At 66.8% G+C, this 16,663-nt stretch carries 13 protein-coding genes; 6 read left to right on the top strand and 7 right to left on the bottom strand.

Features of this window, described 5'->3' with window-relative positions; all coding sequences use genetic code 11:
- The first annotated feature begins 50 nt into the window (after positions 1 to 50).
- The 3 genes from ACM43_RS04510 to ACM43_RS04500 all read left to right on the top strand — a co-directional run bounded on the left by ACM43_RS04510 (position 51) and on the right by ACM43_RS04500 (position 2,708).
- Positions 51 to 1,685, top strand: a complete 1,635-nt coding sequence (locus ACM43_RS04510; protein ID WP_036013803.1) for an isocitrate lyase — start codon at positions 51 to 53, stop codon at positions 1,683 to 1,685.
- A 71-nt stretch (positions 1,686 to 1,756) separates the two neighbouring features.
- Positions 1,757 to 1,966 carry a DUF4170 domain-containing protein gene (locus ACM43_RS04505; protein WP_036013800.1) on the top strand — a complete coding sequence of 70 codons (210 nt, stop codon included), beginning with the start codon at positions 1,757 to 1,759 and terminating at the stop codon, positions 1,964 to 1,966.
- Between the two features lie 184 nt (positions 1,967 to 2,150).
- Positions 2,151 to 2,708 carry a hypothetical protein gene (locus ACM43_RS04500; protein ID WP_157286400.1) on the top strand — a complete coding sequence of 186 codons (558 nt, stop codon included), beginning with the start codon at positions 2,151 to 2,153 and terminating at the stop codon, positions 2,706 to 2,708.
- A gap of 106 nt (positions 2,709 to 2,814) precedes the next feature.
- Here ACM43_RS04500 and ACM43_RS04495 read toward each other — a convergent pair whose 3' ends face one another.
- A complete protein-coding gene (locus ACM43_RS04495) occupies positions 2,815 to 3,699 on the bottom strand; it encodes a metallophosphoesterase family protein (protein ID WP_157286436.1) in 885 nt (294 codons plus the stop codon).
- Between the two features lie 108 nt (positions 3,700 to 3,807).
- Between ACM43_RS04495 and ACM43_RS04490 the strand changes: the two genes are divergently transcribed.
- From ACM43_RS04490 to ACM43_RS04480, 3 genes are all read left to right on the top strand, one after another.
- Complete coding sequence (locus tag ACM43_RS04490) at positions 3,808 to 4,299, top strand: NUDIX domain-containing protein (RefSeq protein ID WP_036037090.1); 492 nt, start codon at positions 3,808 to 3,810, stop codon at positions 4,297 to 4,299.
- A gap of 87 nt (positions 4,300 to 4,386) precedes the next feature.
- The gene (locus tag ACM43_RS04485) at positions 4,387 to 5,328 is read left to right on the top strand and encodes a glycosyltransferase family 2 protein (protein WP_271538357.1); all 942 of its coding nucleotides are present in this window, start codon (positions 4,387 to 4,389) and stop codon (positions 5,326 to 5,328) included.
- A gap of 245 nt (positions 5,329 to 5,573) precedes the next feature.
- A complete protein-coding gene (locus tag ACM43_RS04480) occupies positions 5,574 to 6,089 on the top strand; it encodes a GNAT family N-acetyltransferase (RefSeq protein WP_271538355.1) in 516 nt (171 codons plus the stop codon).
- A 279-nt stretch (positions 6,090 to 6,368) separates the two neighbouring features.
- Here the strand turns inward: ACM43_RS04480 and ACM43_RS04475 are convergent, their stop codons facing one another.
- The 6 genes from ACM43_RS04475 to ACM43_RS04450 form a co-directional block, all read right to left on the bottom strand.
- Positions 6,369 to 8,747, bottom strand: coding sequence for a TonB-dependent receptor (locus tag ACM43_RS04475; protein ID WP_271538353.1), 2,379 nt, complete (start codon positions 8,745 to 8,747; stop codon positions 6,369 to 6,371).
- 144 nt (positions 8,748 to 8,891) lie between these two features.
- The gene (locus ACM43_RS04470) at positions 8,892 to 9,296 is read right to left on the bottom strand and encodes a DUF2946 family protein (RefSeq protein ID WP_271538351.1); all 405 of its coding nucleotides are present in this window, start codon (positions 9,294 to 9,296) and stop codon (positions 8,892 to 8,894) included.
- A 372-nt stretch (positions 9,297 to 9,668) separates the two neighbouring features.
- On the bottom strand, positions 9,669 to 11,732 hold the full coding sequence (locus tag ACM43_RS04465) for a hypothetical protein (RefSeq protein WP_271538348.1): 2,064 nt from the start codon (positions 11,730 to 11,732) through the stop codon (positions 9,669 to 9,671).
- A gap of 7 nt (positions 11,733 to 11,739) precedes the next feature.
- Entirely contained in the window at positions 11,740 to 14,550 is a 2,811-nt protein-coding gene (locus tag ACM43_RS04460) for a DUF4159 domain-containing protein (protein WP_271538346.1), read from the bottom strand.
- Positions 14,547 to 15,491, bottom strand: a complete 945-nt coding sequence (locus ACM43_RS04455; RefSeq protein WP_036024824.1) for a DUF58 domain-containing protein — start codon at positions 15,489 to 15,491, stop codon at positions 14,547 to 14,549. Before ACM43_RS04455 ends, ACM43_RS04460 begins: the two co-directional genes overlap by 4 nt.
- Complete coding sequence (locus tag ACM43_RS04450; protein WP_025038173.1) at positions 15,491 to 16,489, bottom strand: AAA family ATPase; 999 nt, start codon at positions 16,487 to 16,489, stop codon at positions 15,491 to 15,493. Before ACM43_RS04450 ends, ACM43_RS04455 begins: the two co-directional genes overlap by 1 nt.
- Positions 16,490 to 16,663 lie beyond the last annotated feature (174 nt).

The following is a 16,663-nucleotide window of genomic DNA, read 5'->3' as shown; positions in this document are numbered from 1 at the left end:
CAAGAATGTCGATGGTTGCCATCGCCGTCGTCAGCGAAAGGATCAGGCACATGAACTACCAGCCCCGCGGTATCAGCACCCTCCAGGGTCCGTCCTCGTATCAGGACGAGGTCAAGGCGGCTCAGGCGCTGCTCGAGACCCAGCCGACCTGGAACGGCGTGTCGGCCGAGGCCGTCGCGCGCATGCGCCTGCAGAACCGCTTCAAGACCGGCCTCGACATCGCCCGCTACACCGCTGCCGTGATGCGCGCCGACATGGCCGCCTATGACAAGGATCCCACCAAGTACACCCAGTCGCTGGGTTGCTGGCACGGCTTCATCGCCCAGCAGAAGCTGATCTCGGTCAAGAAGCATTTCGGCGGCAAGACCGACCGCACCTACCTCTATCTCTCCGGCTGGATGATCGCGGCGCTGCGCTCCGAATTCGGTCCGCTGCCCGACCAGTCCATGCACGAGAAGACCGCGGTGCCGGCGCTGATCGAGGAGCTCTACACCTTCCTGCGTCAGGCCGATTCGCGCGAACTCAACGACATCTTCCGTCTGCTCGACAAGGCCCGCAAGGAAGGCGACAAGACCCGTGAGAAGGAGCTGATCGAGAAGATCGACAACTTCCAGACCCATGTCGTCCCCGTCATCGCCGACATCGATGCCGGCTTCGGCAACGCGGAGGCGACCTATCTGCTTGCCAAGAAGATGATCGAGGCGGGCGCCTGCGCGCTGCAGATCGAGAACCAGGTCTCCGACGAGAAGCAGTGCGGCCACCAGGACGGCAAGGTCACCGTGCCGCATGACGTCTTCCTGGCGAAGATCCGCGCCTGCCGCCACGCCTTCCTCGAGCTCGGCGTCGAGGACGGTATCGTCGTGACCCGCACCGACTCGCTCGGCGCCGGCCTGACGCAGCAGATCGCCGTCAGCCACAAGCCCGGCGACATCGGCGACCAGTACAACAGCTTCCTCGATTGCGAGGAAATCACCGCGGAGAACGCCAAGAACGGCGACGTCATCATCAACCGCAACGGCAAGCTGATGCGTCCGAAGCGGTTGCCCTCCAACCTCTACCAGTTCCGCCCCGGCACCGGTGCAGACCGCTGCGTGCTCGATTGCATCACCTCGCTGCAGAACGGCGCCGACCTGCTCTGGATCGAGACCGAGAAGCCGCATATCGAGCAGATCGCCAGCATGGTCGACCGCATCCGCAAGGTGGTGCCGAACGCCAAGCTCGCCTACAACAACTCGCCGTCGTTCAACTGGACCCTCAACTTCCGTTGGCAGGTCTACGACGCGATGAAGGAAGCGGGCCAGGACGTCAGCAAGTACAACCGTGCCGAGCTGATGAAGGCGGAGTACGACGACACGCCGCTGGCGAAGGAAGCCGACGAGCGCATCCGTACCTTCCAGGCGGATTCGGCCAAGCGCGCCGGCATCTTCCACCATCTGATCACGCTGCCGACCTATCACACGGCCGCGCTCTCGACTGACAATCTCGCCCGCGAGTATTTCGGCGAGCAGGGCATGCTGGGCTACGTCAAGAACGTCCAGCGCGCCGAGATCCGTCAGGGCATCGCCTGCGTGAAGCACCAGAACATGGCCGGCTCCGACATCGGCGACGACCACAAGGAGTACTTCGCGGGCGAAGCTGCGCTGAAGGCGGGCGGCGTCCACAACACGATGAACCAGTTCGGCTAACGGCGGATCGGACCGGTCTGGAAGCCAGGTTGGAGTCCAGGCCGGTCACGCACCTCAACAGGAGACTGACAATGACCAAAGGCAGCAATTTCTGGGTGATCGGCGGCGAGTTCGGTTCGATGAACTTCCACAAGCTCGTGGAAGGCTCGGCCCAGGTCAAAGGTCCGTTCAAGACCCGCAAGGAAGCCGAAGAGTGCTGGAAGGAAGTCTCGGAAGAAAGCCGTCACAAGGCCGGCGTCCGCTTCTCGATCGTGGAAGAGCCCTCGCGGGTCTCGGCCTGATCGCCCCGACTTAAGAAGACGTCCAAGGACGGATGGTCCCATCCAGGCCCTGCCTGGGTGGGATCGTCTGTTTTTGGCACAGGTGAAACGGCTGTGGGCGCCGTAAGTCTCTGGAATTGTGGGCCTTTGCGGAGGGTTTGGTTGCTGATAGGTTAATGACGGAAAGTCGAGGACGAGGCCGACAATGTCAGAGCCCGAGACCAGCGGGACCGATCCCGGCCAGCCGCGCCCGGTGCGACTGCGCGATGCGCTGCTGCGCGCGCGGATCGAGGCGGCCGACCGTACCGGCGTCGTCGTCGATTTGCGCGACGCCGAGGTGGCACGGCTCGAGATCCTCAACGACGCGCTCGATCCCCTGTTCGCCCAGGTGCCCGATCAGATTGACCTGTTCGACCGCGGCATCAGCCAGGGCGATACGCCGCGGCTGTGGATCGACGTCGTCGCCCACATCGTGATGGGGCGCGACAAGCGGATGTACCGCTTCGTCCAGGACACCCGCTTCGGCCGCATCGTGCTCGCCGAATCGCACGACACCGCCGTGATCGTCGAGGCCGTCACCGACTATGTCGCGCGCCGCATGGTCGAGCGCGAGCGTGCGATGGTGGTCCAGCCCGAACCGCAAGCACCGACCGCCGCGCCGCCGCCGCGCCGTTCGCGCGTCTGGCCGTTCGTGTTCGGCTTCGTGCTGGGCGCGGCCGCGCTGTTCGGGCTTGCAGTGCTGGCGGTCTTGCGGAACTGGTGAGGCTCTCTCCGCCGTCATTGCGAGGAGCCCTTGCGACGAAGCAATCCAGACTGCCTCCGCGGAGATTCCTGGATTGCTTCGCTGCGCTCGCAATGACGGCCGGGGACTAGATCAACCGCACATGCTTGATCTGTCCGATCTGAAATCCAGCCCCGAGGCTTCGCACCGTCTGCTCGCAGCGCCAGCCGGCATTGTCCTTCTCGATGGTGAACAGATTATACGCCGCCGCTGGATAACGTCCGTGCGCCAGCGCAGAGGCCGACGGCACGCCGAGCGCGGGAATGTTGCCGTTTGGACCCTCGAACCACATCGTCGAATGAATGTGGTCGTGCCCGTGCAGGACCAGCTCGACGCCGTGGCGCTTCAACAGTCCCAGCAATTCCGGCGCGTCCGTCATCCGCTTCGCCCGCGCGCTGGACTTCAGCGGATGATGCACCAGCAGCACGCGGAAGACGTCTTCCGCCGCGAGCCGCTCGAGCACCTCCGCAAGCGCGGCGAGCTGATCGCGCCCGAGCGTGCCGGTCGCCATTAGCGGCAGGGTCGGCACCGCCGTGGACAGGCTGATCAGGGCCAGCGGCCCGCGCCGGCGCACCGCGGGGAAGGCTGCGCCGCCGGGTGTGTCCGCGGCGATGTAGTGCAGGAACGTCTCGCCGAAGCGATGACGCGTCGCGCTGACATAGGCGTCGTGATTGCCGGGGATCGCGGTCACGCGGTCGGGCGGGCCGACGCTTTCGAGCCAGGCCAGCGCCGGTGCGAACTCCGCCTCCAGCGCCAGGTTGACGAGATCGCCCGTCACTGCGATGTGGTCGGGCGCCTGCGCCTTCATGTCGGCGACGAGCGCGTCGAGCACCTCGCGGCGCTGGTACTTGTGGCGGTTGCGCGTCCAGTTGACATAGCCGAGCGCGCGCTTGCCCGCGAGCTCGATCAGCCGCGGCTTCGGCAAAGGCGCCAGATGCGGATCGGACAGGTGGGCGAGCGTGAAGGGAGCCAGCGTGAAGGGAGTCATGGCGCGCGAATGCCTCGCTATTGCTCCGCTGTAATGGCAAGGTCGCGCGCGCCGCGCAAGCAGGGCCTGAAACGGGGGGCGTCGAGGAGCCTGATGGGAGAACGTCTGAACCGAGCCCGACGGAAAGCCGAGCCGCTGCTGCGGCGGTTCTTCCACGTCTATTTCCTGCTCGTCCGCGGCATGACGCTCGGCGTCCGCGCCGTGGTGCTGGATGCCGACAATCGCGTCTTCCTGGTCAGGCATAGCTACGTCAGCGGCTGGTATTTGCCTGGCGGCGGCGTCGACTTCGGCGAGACCATGGAAGAGGCGTTGCGACGCGAGCTCAAGGAGGAGGGCGACATCGATCTGACCGGCGAGGCGATCCTGCACGGCGTCTTCCTCAACAGCCACGTCTCCCGCCGCGACCACGTCGCGGTCTACGTGGTCAGGCAGTTCAGGCAGGACCGCGTCCCTGAGCCCAACCGCGAGATCGTCGAATGCGGGTTCTTCGACAATGCCGCATTGCCCGAGGGCACCACGCCCGGCACGCGGCTGCGGATCGCCGAAGTGCTCGATGGCAGGCCCGTGATTGCGACGTGGCGCTGAGGGCGGCTTGTGCTAGTAACCCGCTCGACGCGCACGGTAGGCCACGCCGCTCGGGCGCGAGCCGACAAGCCTCGGAGTGCTGCCCTGATGACCACAACGCAACTTCGTATCGCGGTGCTGGTGCCCTGCTACAACGAGGAGGCCGCGGTCGCGACCGTCGTTGCCGATTTCCGCAAGGCGCTGCCCGCGGCGGAGATCTACGTCTACGACAACAATTCGCGCGACCGGACCGCCGCGGTCGCGCGCGAAGCCGGCGCGATCGTGCGCAGCGAGCGGCGGCAGGGCAAAGGTCACGTCGTACGCCGCATGTTCGCGGACGTCGAGGCCGACGTCTATGTGCTGGTCGACGGTGATGCCACCTACGATGCGCCGAGCGCACCGATGATGATCGACAGGCTGCTCGACGAGCATCTCGACATGGTGGTCGGGCTTCGCGTCGATCAGGTCCAGGCCGCCTACCGGCTCGGCCACCGCACCGGGAATCGCATGCTGACCGGCTTCCTGTCCGATACCTTCGGTCACGCTTTCAAGGACATCCTGTCCGGCTACCGGGTGTTCTCGCGCCGCTTCGTCAAGTCCTTTCCCGTCCTCTCCGACGGTTTCGAGATCGAGACCGAGCTTGCGGTCTATGCGCTGGAATTGTCGCTGCCGGTCGCCGAGGTCGAGACGCCCTATTATGCGCGCCCCGAAGGCTCGTTCTCCAAGCTCAACACCTGGCGCGACGGCTTTCGCATCCTCGGCACCATGCTGAAGCTCTATCGCAGCGAGCGGCCGTTGCGCTTCTTCACGGTGATCGGAATCCTGCTGGCGCTGGCGTCGATCATCTTGGCGATTCCGATCGTGATCACCTTCATCGAAACCGGCCTCGTGCCGCGCCTGCCCACCGCGGTGCTGTCGATGGGCCTGATGATCATGGCCCTGCTGTCGGTGTCATCAGGGCTCGTGCTCGATACCGTGACGCGGGGGCGGCGGGAGATGAAGATGCTGGCCTATCTGTCGCAGCCGGCGTCGAAACGGGACGCGGGTTGACTGCGCGCACGCCTCCTCCTTCGAGACGGCGCTTACGCGCCTCCTCAGGATGAGGCTGATCAACGTCGGCGCCCCCTTTGAAAGTGCGGCCGCGCACTCCGCCCTCATCCTGAGGAGCCCGCCTCAGCGGGCGTCTCGAAGGATGGCCGCAGGGAAAAACTCTCAAACGCTATAGCTACCCGGCCGGGCGGCGAAACGGAGGCCCATGGACCTTCGCAGGCGCAAGTGCTACTCCGCGAATTGACATGAACGATCTCTCACTGACCATTCTTCCCGAAGCCGCCGGCGACGCTCAGGCGATCGAGCGGCTGCACGAACGCACCTTCGGCCCCGGCCGCTTCGTGCTGAGCGCCTACCGGATCCGCGAGCACGTCGACCATCTGCTCGAACTGTCCTTCACGGCCCGTATCGGCACGCTCCTGGTCGGCTCCGTCAGGCAATTGCCGATCCTGATCGGCGAAACGCCCGCGCTGCTGCTCGGGCCGCTCACCGTCGAGCCGCCGTTCCGCGACCGCGGCATCGGCCGTCAGTTGATGGAGCGCGCGCTGAAGGACGCCAGGGCAAAAGGCCACCGCCTCGTGCTGCTGGTCGGTGACGAGCCCTATTACGGCCGCGTCGGCTTCAAGCAGGTCGCCAAGGGCCGCGTCACCATGCCGGGTCCCGTCGATGCCGCGCGCATCCTGGTGTTCGAGCTCGTCGACGGCGCCTTCGAGGGCGTGTCGGGCGCGGTCGGCCCCGACTGGAGCAAGGCGCGGACATAGGAGCGGCGCGCGTCGTTGGAAACGCCGTAGCCCAGATGGAGCGCCGCGCAATCCGGGAAGGTCTTCCGCAACGAGAGAACCCCGGATTACGCTGCGCTCCATCCGGGCTACGACACTGCTCGTAGCTCATCCGGCTAAGAGACCGTCGAGAAGACGCGCGGCTGCGCGCGTCATACTCCGTCATTGCGAGCGCAGCGAAGCAATCCAGAATCTTTCTGCGGAGGCGGTCTGGATTGCTTCGTCGCAAGAGCTCCTCGCAATGACGGCGTGTGTCGTTACCTAGAACTTGAAGTTCGCGAACGCCCTGACGCCGATGCCGGGCAACAGCACCTGGTCCTTGTTGAAGGAGACGGCATTGCGGATGTTCTCGTTGAGCAGGTTGTTGCCGACGAGCCCGACATGCATCTCGCGCGCGCCGAACCAACGTTGATCGAGCTGCGTTTTGTAGCTGACCTCGGCTTTTAGCAGGTTGTAGCCAGGCGTCGTCGTCTCCGCGATCGCTGCGATGTCGTTTTGCGCGAACGCGTGCAGCAGGTTGATCCGGGCAAACCAGTTGGCGTCGCGATAGTACACACCACCGCCCAGCCGCTGAGGCGGAATGCGTGGCACGTTGGTGCCGTCATCGAAGGTCGCACGCACGATGTCGTATTGACCTTCGATGCCCCAGATCCCGTTCCAGACCGGCATCACGTCGTACTGGAACTGGAATTCGCCGCCACGAAATGTCGCGTCGCGCTGCGAATAGACCGCCTGATTCAGTTCGAGGCCGGCGCCAAGCTGGCAAACGCCGTCCTCACACGTGTTGCCGGTCAGGCGCCGGTAGATAAAGCCGTTGAACTTGGTGTAGTAGCCGGTGATTTCGAAGCGAAGCGGCCCGACCGCCCGTCGCAGTCCCGCCTCGACCGACTTGGCGGTCTCGATGCCGAGATTGGGATTGCCGATGTCGAAAGTGGTGGTGGCATCGTGGCCGCCGCGCGAGAACAATTCCGCCGGTTTCGGCGCGCGTTCGACATATTGGCCGGTGATGCTGGCGACCAGATCCCAGGGAAGGCTGTGGATCAGGCCGATGCTCCCGCTCACCGGCGTGAAGTTGCGGTTGACCGCTGTTGCGGGGCCGATCGCGGCCGGATCGACGGCGAGGTCGAACACATCGGGGACGAAGGCTGGCGCCGTGCCGCTCAACCTTGCGCTCTCGACGCGCCCGGCGATCTGAGCCTTGGTGGCTTCGCTGAACTTGAACTCGTTGAAGATGTACCCGGCGACCTTTGTGTTCTTGTTCGGATCGAACAGTCCGTTGACCGGACTGCCTGGATCGTCCGGACTCGGCGCAGTCAGCTTCTGGTGCGACGCCTGAACACCCACAGCGGTGGTCAGCGCGGCAAAGCGGACGTCGAACGGCGCAAGCTGCACCTCGACGCGGCCTTCCTGTTCCTTGTTGGTGAAGGTCTGTCTCACGCCGAGGGAGCCGAGGTCGGCAGAGTCGGCGAGCCCGACCTCATCGTGCTTATAGTCGGTGGCGCTGGCCCAGAACCGGATCGCATCGATCGCCGCCGCGTCCGGCCGATACTCGCCTTTTGTCGTGAATTTTGTTTGTCGTCCGTCGATCCGCGTCAGGAACTCGCTGCCCTCGATACCGGGAATGTGATAGAGCGCGTTGTGCTGCGTGATTGCCGCGCCGACGTAGCCGCCGTCGAAGATGTAGGAGCCGCCGACAGATCCGCCGTAGGCCTGCGATGCCGAATTCGGCTGGCGTCCGTTGAACGGCAGCGTCGGGTCCGTCAAGAACGGGTAGCTCGGGATGTTGTAGTCGCCGGCCTTGCGGCCAAAGGCATCGGCGTGGAAGGCAAAGTTGCCGCCGCCGGCATCGAGCAGCACGGCACCTTCGGTCCCACGATCGACCGAAGTTACGGCCGTCCGTGTTTCCGCGGTGATGCAGCCCGGCGATCCCACGTTTGCCAGCGGCGCCTTGGTCGGGAGTCCGTAAGTCGGGAAGGGCGCCGTGCAGGACGGCAAAGCATCCGGAATTCGATTGTTGGTTGCGCTGACCACGCCGCCGATCGCGGTGGAGCCGTAGCGCAGCGTCGCCGGTCCGCGGATGACCTCGACCTGGTTGGCTGCCAGCGGATCGATCGGCACGAAGTGATCCTCGCCGAGGTCGGACGCGCCGTTGCTGCCCGTTCCGTTCTCGACAATGCCGACACGGTTGGTGTCGAGGCCGCGAATGATCGGGCGGCTCGATGCGCCGGGTGCGTATTCAGAGCCGGTGATGCCGGGCTTCGAGAACAGGAGATCGCCGAGCGTGCCGCCGCCGTTGCGCCGAATCTCCTCGTTCGGCACGACCGTGACGGTCGCGAACTGATCGGTCACAACAGGCAGCACGCCTTGCTGAGGCGCGGCAGGCACCGGGGCTGCCGGCGCCGCTTCCGCCGTCTGCTCACGGCTGCGCACCCGCGCGGTCCGCGTGCCGCGGCCCGCGTTGCGCGACGGCACCACTGCTCGACGCACGATGGGGCTCGGCGCGGTCACGGTGACGGCGGGAAGCTCGGTCGACGATCTGTCTTGTGCCGAGTCTTGGGCGAACGCGGATGTAGCGGCGGCGCCGAGCAGGAGCAGGCTTGCTCCGCCAAGGCGCTGCGCGCGTCGCAATTGAAATGACATGGTCCTGATTCCACTCAGGCGCCGTCCGGATGATGCTCTGCTGACCGGAGGCGGCCTGCCGTCGCGACGCGACGGAATTCGACTTCAACTTCTCCCAGATACTTGCCGATGGGCGGCGAGGCTGGGCGTGATCAAGCGTTGGAGTCAGGACGCAGGAGGGGCGCGCGGCTGGAACGCCGTGCCGGTCGATGTCAGATGAGCGAACTCGGCGTCGAGGCTGCGCTGGAGCAGCTCGATCGCCTGCGGCAGCAGCAGCACGGGTGGCGTCGCCGACACGATCGTGCCCGCCATCGCAATGATGGCGCAGATGGCGCAATTGTCTTCGCCCGAATGCTCGCGGTCGGGGCTCGCCGGCGATTGCTTCTGCACCGCGGCGCGGTCGACCGCTGCAACGTCGTTGGCGCTATCGGTCTGCTGGACCGAGGATTGAGCAAAAGGCGCGGCCTGCGCGAACCAATGGCTGTGGCCGAACGTCAGCGCGAGCTGCACCAGCATCGCGAACAATGCGAGCCGGGCGCCGTGCCTGATCTTCGACCGGAACCACTTCATCTGGAAAACGCCACCCCCACACCGAGGCGTCAATCCCAGGACGCCGCGATGTTATAGTATAACATCGCCCGACGGTCCGTGCATGTCAACGGCAGGGCGAGCTGCCTGTGCACGCAGCCGCCCGATGTGTCCTTCGGGCAACGGGCGTGGGATGAATGGTGCTCGCCAAGCATTCGAAACACCTCTCCCGAAGGGAGAGGTCGGATCGCATCGGAGATGCGAGCCGGGTGAGGGCTTACGGTCTCACGATGCGCTGCGGCACCTCACCCGGATTGCTATGGCGCGCAATGCGCGCCGTAGCAATCCGACCTCTCCCCGTCGGGGAGAGGTGAGCCATGGACAGTCGGCAGAATTTCATCGGGCCTCAGGAGCTCACCGCCCCTCGCGCACCCAGGTCGCCGCGAATGCGCCGAGCAGCAGCAGCAGGCCGATCACGCCGGCGAAGATCGGCAGCACGCCGACGCCCTTGACGACGCTGGCGTCGCGCATCCGCACGCCCATCCAGCCGTCGCCGTGGAACATGCCGACCGAGCGCACCGGCAGGATGCGCGGCAGCTCGACGCTCGAGCCAGAGGCCACGCGCACGGCATCGCCGCCTGTCGCCTGTGTCAGCGGCTTCAACGTATCGACCGTGGAGGTGACTTCCGAAAACTCCTTCGGATTGGTCGGGCCGACATTGATCAGCGCTTTCAGCGTGCCGTCGGTGGCCTGCCACAGGCCGAGCTCGCTCGCTGGCAGGCTGGCGCGCCACTCGCCGGGATCGCCGGCGCTCAGCGTCAGATCCTGCGATACACCCGATGGCGAGGTCACGCTGACGGGCTGGACGCTGTCCGCCATGGTCTGACGCACCACGACGAGGTCCTTGCCCTGCACCTGGAGGCGCAACGCCTCCTCGTCGAGATCAGGCTGCTTCATCAGCCAGTGCGACATCCGCCGCAGCAGGTCGAGATGCGGACCGCCGCCCTCATAGCCGCGCGCCCACAGCCAGATGTGGTCAGACAGCAGGAGCGCGACGCGGCCCTCGCCGAAGCGAGACAGGAACAGCAGCGGCTTGCCGTCGACGCCGGTCATGACGGGCGGGTTGACCGCATTGCGGGTATCGACGGTGCGGAAGAACCGGCTCCAGCGCGGCGGCTCGCTCGCAGAACCTTCCAGCCCGCGCGTGACGGGATGACGTTTACCGAGGTCGGACAGATGCGCATAGAACGGCTTCTCGGTGACGCCGACGGGTTCGGCCGGCAGCACCGAATCGAGCGGCGTGCGCCAGATGCTGCTGTTCGAGGCATAGTCGGGGCCGGCCGAGACCAGCACGGCGCCGCCTGCGCGCACGTAACGTGCCATGTTCTCGAAATAGGGGATCGGCAGCACGCCCTGGCGGGCATAGCGGTCGAAGATGATCAGCTGGAATTCGTTGATCTTCTGCTGGAACAGCTCGCGGGTTGGAAACGCGATCAGCGACAATTCGTTGATCGGGGTGCCGTCCTGCTTCTCCGGCGGGCGCAGAATGGTGAAATGCACGAGATCGACGCTGGCGTCGGACTTGAGCAGATTGCGCCAGGTGCGCTCGCCCGAATGTGGCTCGCCCGAGACCAGCAGCACGCGCAGCTTGTCGCGCACGCCGTCGATGGCGACGACGGCGCGATTGTTCACCGGCGTCAATTCGCGTTCGAGCGGCGAGGCCTCGATCTCGACGATGTTCGGCCCGGCATGCTTGATGTCGACGTCGACGCTCGCGGCCTGGCCGCTCGATAGCGTGCGCTCGTTGATGACCTCGCCGTCGCGGCGGACCGTGACCCTGGCGCGCTCGCCGGTGACGCCCTGGTCGTCGAGGCGGTAGGAGATTGTCTGGCTCTGCCCGACGATGCCGAAGCGCGGCGCGGCGGTGATCGCGATGCGGCGGTCGCGCTCGTCCTTCTGGCCGGTGACCAGCGCGTGCACCGGCGCCTGGAAGCCGAGCGCGGCGGCGTTCGCGGGAATGTCGTGGACGCGGCCGTCGGTGATCAGGAACGCGCCGGCGACGCGGTCGACCGGGACGTCCGCCAAGGCCGAGGCCAGCGCACCGAACAGCTTTGTGCCGTCGGTCTCGCCGTCGGCCTGTCCGGCTTCGACGACACGGACCTCGAGACCCTTGATCTTCTTCAGGCTGTCGACCAGCGCCTCCTGCGCTTGCGCAGCTTCGCGGGTGCGGTTGCCGAAGTTCTGGCTCGGGCTCTTGTCGACGACAACAGCGGCGACCGACGTGAGCGGATCCCGGTCCTCGCGTGTGAAGGAGGGATTGGAAAGCGCCAGCAGGAACAGCGCCAGCGCGGCCACCCGCACCGCGGCGCCGCGCGCGCGCGCCAGCAGCAGCACGAGCGCGACAATGACGATCGCGGCGAGCGCGAGCCACAGCACGATGGTAGGAACAAGCGGTGTGAACGCGATGCCGTAGTTCATGTCGATCCTATTGCCCCAGCCGTTCGATCAGCGCCGGAGCGTGCACCTGGTCGGCTTTGTAGTTGCCGGTCAGCGTGTACATCACGATGTTGGCGCCGGCACGGTAGGCGAATTCGCGCTGGCGGGCGTCGCCGCCGGTCACCGGCAGCATGGCCTGTCCGTCGGGCCGCACCGCCCAGGCGCCGGCCAGGTCGTTCGAGGTGATGATGATCGGCGAGACGCCGTCGCCGCCGCGCGCCGGCCGCTGCGCGCTCTCATCGTCGTCTTCGCGCGGCAAGGTCTCGACCCAGGTCTGGCCGGCGGTGAAGCGGCCGGGGAAGTCGCGCAGCAGATAGAAGGTTTTGGTCAGCACGTGCTCGCGCGGCACCGGCTCGAGCTCGGGCACGTCGAGCGAGGACAGGATCTCGCGCAGCGTCTGCATCGCCGGGGTCTGCGCCGCGCCGTTGGCGCCGGGCGGTGCCTCGATCGCGTCGCGGGTGTCGAACAGCACGGTGCCGCCCTGCTTCATGTAGGCGTCGATCTTGTTGATGGCGTCCTGCGGCGGCTTCGGCGCGCCCGGCACGATCGGCCAGTAGATCAGCGGGAAGAACGCGAGCTCGTCGCGCGCGGGATCGACGCCGACGGGATCGCCGGCCTCGAGCGCAGTGCGCTGGGCCAGGAACAGCGTCAGCCCGTTCATTCCCGCCTTGACGATGGAATCGACGTCCGCATTGCCCGTGACGACATAGGCGAGGCGGGTCTGCGACACCGACTTCATCGCGAACTCGTCCGTGACGCCGTCGGCGCGCGACGGCGCCGGCGAGAGCGCCGCGAATCCCGCGAGCAGGGCGAGCACGATCATCGCGGGCGCGGCGCGGCGGCGCAGCAGCGCGGCAATGCCGCCGCCGAGCACCGCGATGATGATGGCGTCGATCAGGAACAGCGCGAGCGCCGTCGACAGCAGCCAGCCGCGCAAATCGCGCGGCTCGGCATTGATGTAGGTGGCGTGCCGGGCGCGCAGGCTCGCGGTGTTCAGGGCGGCGATGCGGTCGGCGCTGGCAAGCGTGTTCACGGCGAGCGGTCCTTCTGCCGGACCGTAGAAGCCGGGCGGATGATCTGATGTGGCGCGGTCGCGATAATCCGCAGGAAGCGGCTTCGCCGTCGCGGGCGGCGGACCGAACGCGCCAAATCCGTCGAGGATGTGCAGCGGCGCCACGGTCTCAGCGGTCGCTTCGCCGGCAACGCCGGCGCCGGGCTTTGCGGTGTAGCCGGACATGTCGACCACCCGCCGCAGCATTTCGACGAAGGTGCCCGACATCGGCAGATCCGACCAGCGCATGTCGGCGCTGACGTGGAACAGGCTGACGAGGCCCTTGCCGCGATGCTCGCCGGTGACGAGCGGGGTGCCATCTTCCAGCGAGGCCCAGCTCTTGGTGGCGAGCACGGCGTCGGGCTCGGCCAGCACCTGCCGGCTCACGGTGACGTCCTTCGGCACTGCGACCCCGGCGAACGGACCGTCGGCGGCGAAGGAGGCGAGATGCTGCGGCTTCTCCCAGGTCAGGCTGCCGCCGAGCGTGCGGCCGCCCTTGCGCAGCTTGACCGGCACGAGGTCGTCCTCCGCCTGTGCCAGCCGGGGCCCAGCGAACCGCACCAGCACGCCGCCCTGGTCGACCCAGGCATTGAGGCGTTCGCGCAGCTCGGGGGCGATGGTGCCGACATCGGCGAGGATGATCATCGGCAGCTTCTGGTCCAGAAACTGCGTGATGCCCTGCTGCGGCGAGCCCTTGTCGGCGAGCCGGACGTCGGCGAACGGCGCCAGCGCGCGGGTGAGATAGAAGGTCGGCGCCAGCAGTGGCTGCGCGGTCTCGCTGGTCGCGCCCGAGATGATGCCGATGGCACGGCGACGCCAGCGCTTGTCGAGCAGCTGCACCGCGCCGGCCGAGCGCTCGCCGGAGATTTCGAGCCGCGTGATGTCGTTGCGCAGCTCGACCGGCAGATCGAACGCCGCCTCGGTTTCCTTGTCCTGCGGGCCGAACGAATAGCGCGCTTCGCCGATCGGCGAGGCCTTCTGGTCCAGCGCGCGCACCGTGCCGACCGCAATCCCGCTGTCGGTGCGCAGCACCTTCACCGTCATCTTCGCCGCGGCGTTCTCGGCGGCGACCAGGGCCAGCGGCGAGGAGGTGCCGCCTTCGAACACGGTCAGGCTGCGGTCGCCGATGGTCTTGCCGAGGCCGGCCACGAAGTCCTCGCCGCGGCCGGTGTCGACGCCGTCCGAGAGCCAGGCGATCTCGCAGTCGCCGGTGACCTTGAGGAAACGGTCGACCGCAGCCAGCGTCTCGACCCGGTCGATCGAATAGGGCTTTGGCGCCAGCTGCCGCAGCGCGACGCGCGCCGCACCCGCCGGCATCAGGGTGATGTCGCGGTTCGGCTCGGACAGCGGCACCAGCGCGATGCCGCGGCCGTCATTGTCGGCATTGGCGATAAGCTCGTCGGCGGTCCTGATCCTGACGTCCCAGTGCGATGCAGCGCTCCAGCCGTCGTCGAACATGATCATCAGCGGCGCCTTGCTCCCGGCGACGCCAGTTTGCGGATTCCAGATCGGGCCGGCGGCGGCGAAGATCACCAGCGCGGCGGCGAGCAGGCGAAGCGCGGTCAGCCACCATGGCGTCCGCGAGGGCGTCTCTTCTCTTGGCGTGATGTCGAACAACAGCCGCGTCGGCGGAAACTCGATGCGCCGCGGCCGCGGCGGCATCACGCGCAGGAGCCACCACAGCACGGGCAGGCTGAGGAGGCCGATCAGGAGCAGCGGTTGCGTGAAGGCGAGCGGCAATCCCATCATGCGGCCGGCCCCGCCTTGATCGTCGTGGTGCGTGCGCCGGACTTGCTCACCTGCATGCCCGCATGCAGGAACAGCAAGAGTTCGGCGGCGGAGCGGTCGGTCGCGTGCGTCGTGAACAGCCAGTCGAGCTTGTTGGTCTCGGCGCGGATCTGGTCCCGGTGCAGCGCGAGCCGCGCGGTGTAGTCCTGCGCCCAGCTCTCGGCGCGGCCGGCGGTGATCACGCCAAAGCCTTCCGGCTCGACGAACTCGACGCGGCCGGAATAGGGGAACGATTCCTCGGCGGGATCGACCACCTGCACCATCGTGCCGTGCGCGCCGGAGCTGGACAGCCCGGCGAGCGTCGTCCTGATCTCGGCGATCGGCGACCAGAAATCCGACAGCACGATGATCTCGGCCAGCGCGGCCGGAACGAAGGATGGCGGCAGGCTCAGTCGGTCTGCATCGTCATGCAGCATCGCCTGCGCCATCCTGTCGATGACGCTGCGGCTTGCGGTCGGCGCCATCAGCCCGGGAATGCCGACGCGCTCGCCGCCGGCGACGAGCAGCTCGGCCAGTGCGAAGGCGACGATCAGCGTCCGCTCGAGCTTGGACACGCGCGCGGTCTTCGAGGCGAACGCCATCGAGGGCGAGCGGTCCGGCCAGATCCAGACCGTGTGCGAGGCTTCCCATTCCAGCTCGCGCACGTAGAGATGGTCGTCGCGCGCCGAGCGGCGCCAATCGACGTTCTGCGACGGTTCGCCCGAGACGAAGCGGCGGTACTGCCAGAAGTTTTCGCCCGAGCCGGCGCGGCGCCGTCCATGCAGGCCGTGGATGACGTTGGCGGCGATGCGGCGGGCCTCGAGCACCAGGCGCGGCAACGAAGCGGCGAGCGTGCGGCTTTCGCCATCGGCACGTCGGATCGCCAGGATCTCCTTCGCTGCCCGCCCGTTCTCCGCTGCCATCAACCGATCCGTGTCTTCAATTGCCGGATCACGTCCGGAATCGTGCGGCCTTCGGCGCGCGCCTGGAACGTCAACGCCATGCGGTGCTTCAGCACGGGCTCGGCAAGGTCGAGCACGTCGTCGATCGAGGGGGCCAGGCGGCCGTCGATCAGCGCACGCGCGCGCACCGCCAGCATCAGGGATTGGCTGGCGCGCGGGCCGGGGCCCCAGGCAATGAACTTGCCGGCTTCGCCGGCGTCCGGACCCGGGCGGGCCGAGCGCACCAGCGAGAGAATTGCTTCCACCACGGAATCTCCGACCGGCAGGCGCCGGATCAGGCGCTGCGCGGTGATCAGCGCATCGGGCGTCATCGCGCCCTTGGCCAGCGTCTCCTCCGCGCCCGTGGTCTCGAACAGGATGCGGCGCTCGGCATCGCGGTCGGGATAGTCGACGTCGATCTCCATCAGGAAGCGGTCGAGCTGGGCTTCGGGCAGCGGATAAGTGCCTTCCTGCTCCAGCGGGTTCTGCGTCGCGAGCACGTGGAAGGGTTTCGGCAGATCGTGACGCGCGCCGGCGACGGTGATGTGCTGCTCCTGCATCGCCTGCAACAACGCCGATTGCGTGCGCGGTGAGGCGCGGTTGATCTCGTCGGCCATCAGGAGCTGCGCGAATACGGGACCGGCAATGAAGCGGAAGGCGCGCCTGCCCGCGGTGCTCTCATCCAGCACTTCGGCGCCGAGAATGTCGGAAGGCATCAAATCGGGCGTGAACTGGATGCGCTTGGCGTCGAGACCGAGCGTGACGCCGAGCGTCTCCACCAGCTTGGTCTTGGCAAGGCCCGGCACGCCGATCAGGAGCGCATGGCCGCCGGAGAGGATGGTGACCAGCGTGTTCTCGATCACGCGATCCTGGCCGAAGATGACCGAGGCGATCGCGTCCTTGGCCGCGCGAACCTGGCTCGACACCTGCTCGGCCGAACGGACGATCCCGTCCTCGAGTTTCTCGACACTCTCCGCCATTCGCTTGCTCCTTCAGCCTGTGCAACGCGGCTTGCTTGCATCGTCAGCCTGTCACGTCAGGTCATCACGCCAGATCATGGGCCCCATGCTAGACTTGCAGGAAGGCCATGTATTCGTTGAATTAACCTATCCCCACCTTATCGGCTTCGGGGTATGTACGGCATCACGAAGTGG

Source organism: Bradyrhizobium sp. CCBAU 45321 (genome assembly GCF_028128975.1).
Taxonomy (GTDB): Bacteria; Pseudomonadota; Alphaproteobacteria; order Rhizobiales; family Xanthobacteraceae; genus Bradyrhizobium; species Bradyrhizobium yuanmingense.
This window is presented reverse-complemented; position numbering and strand designations above follow the sequence as displayed.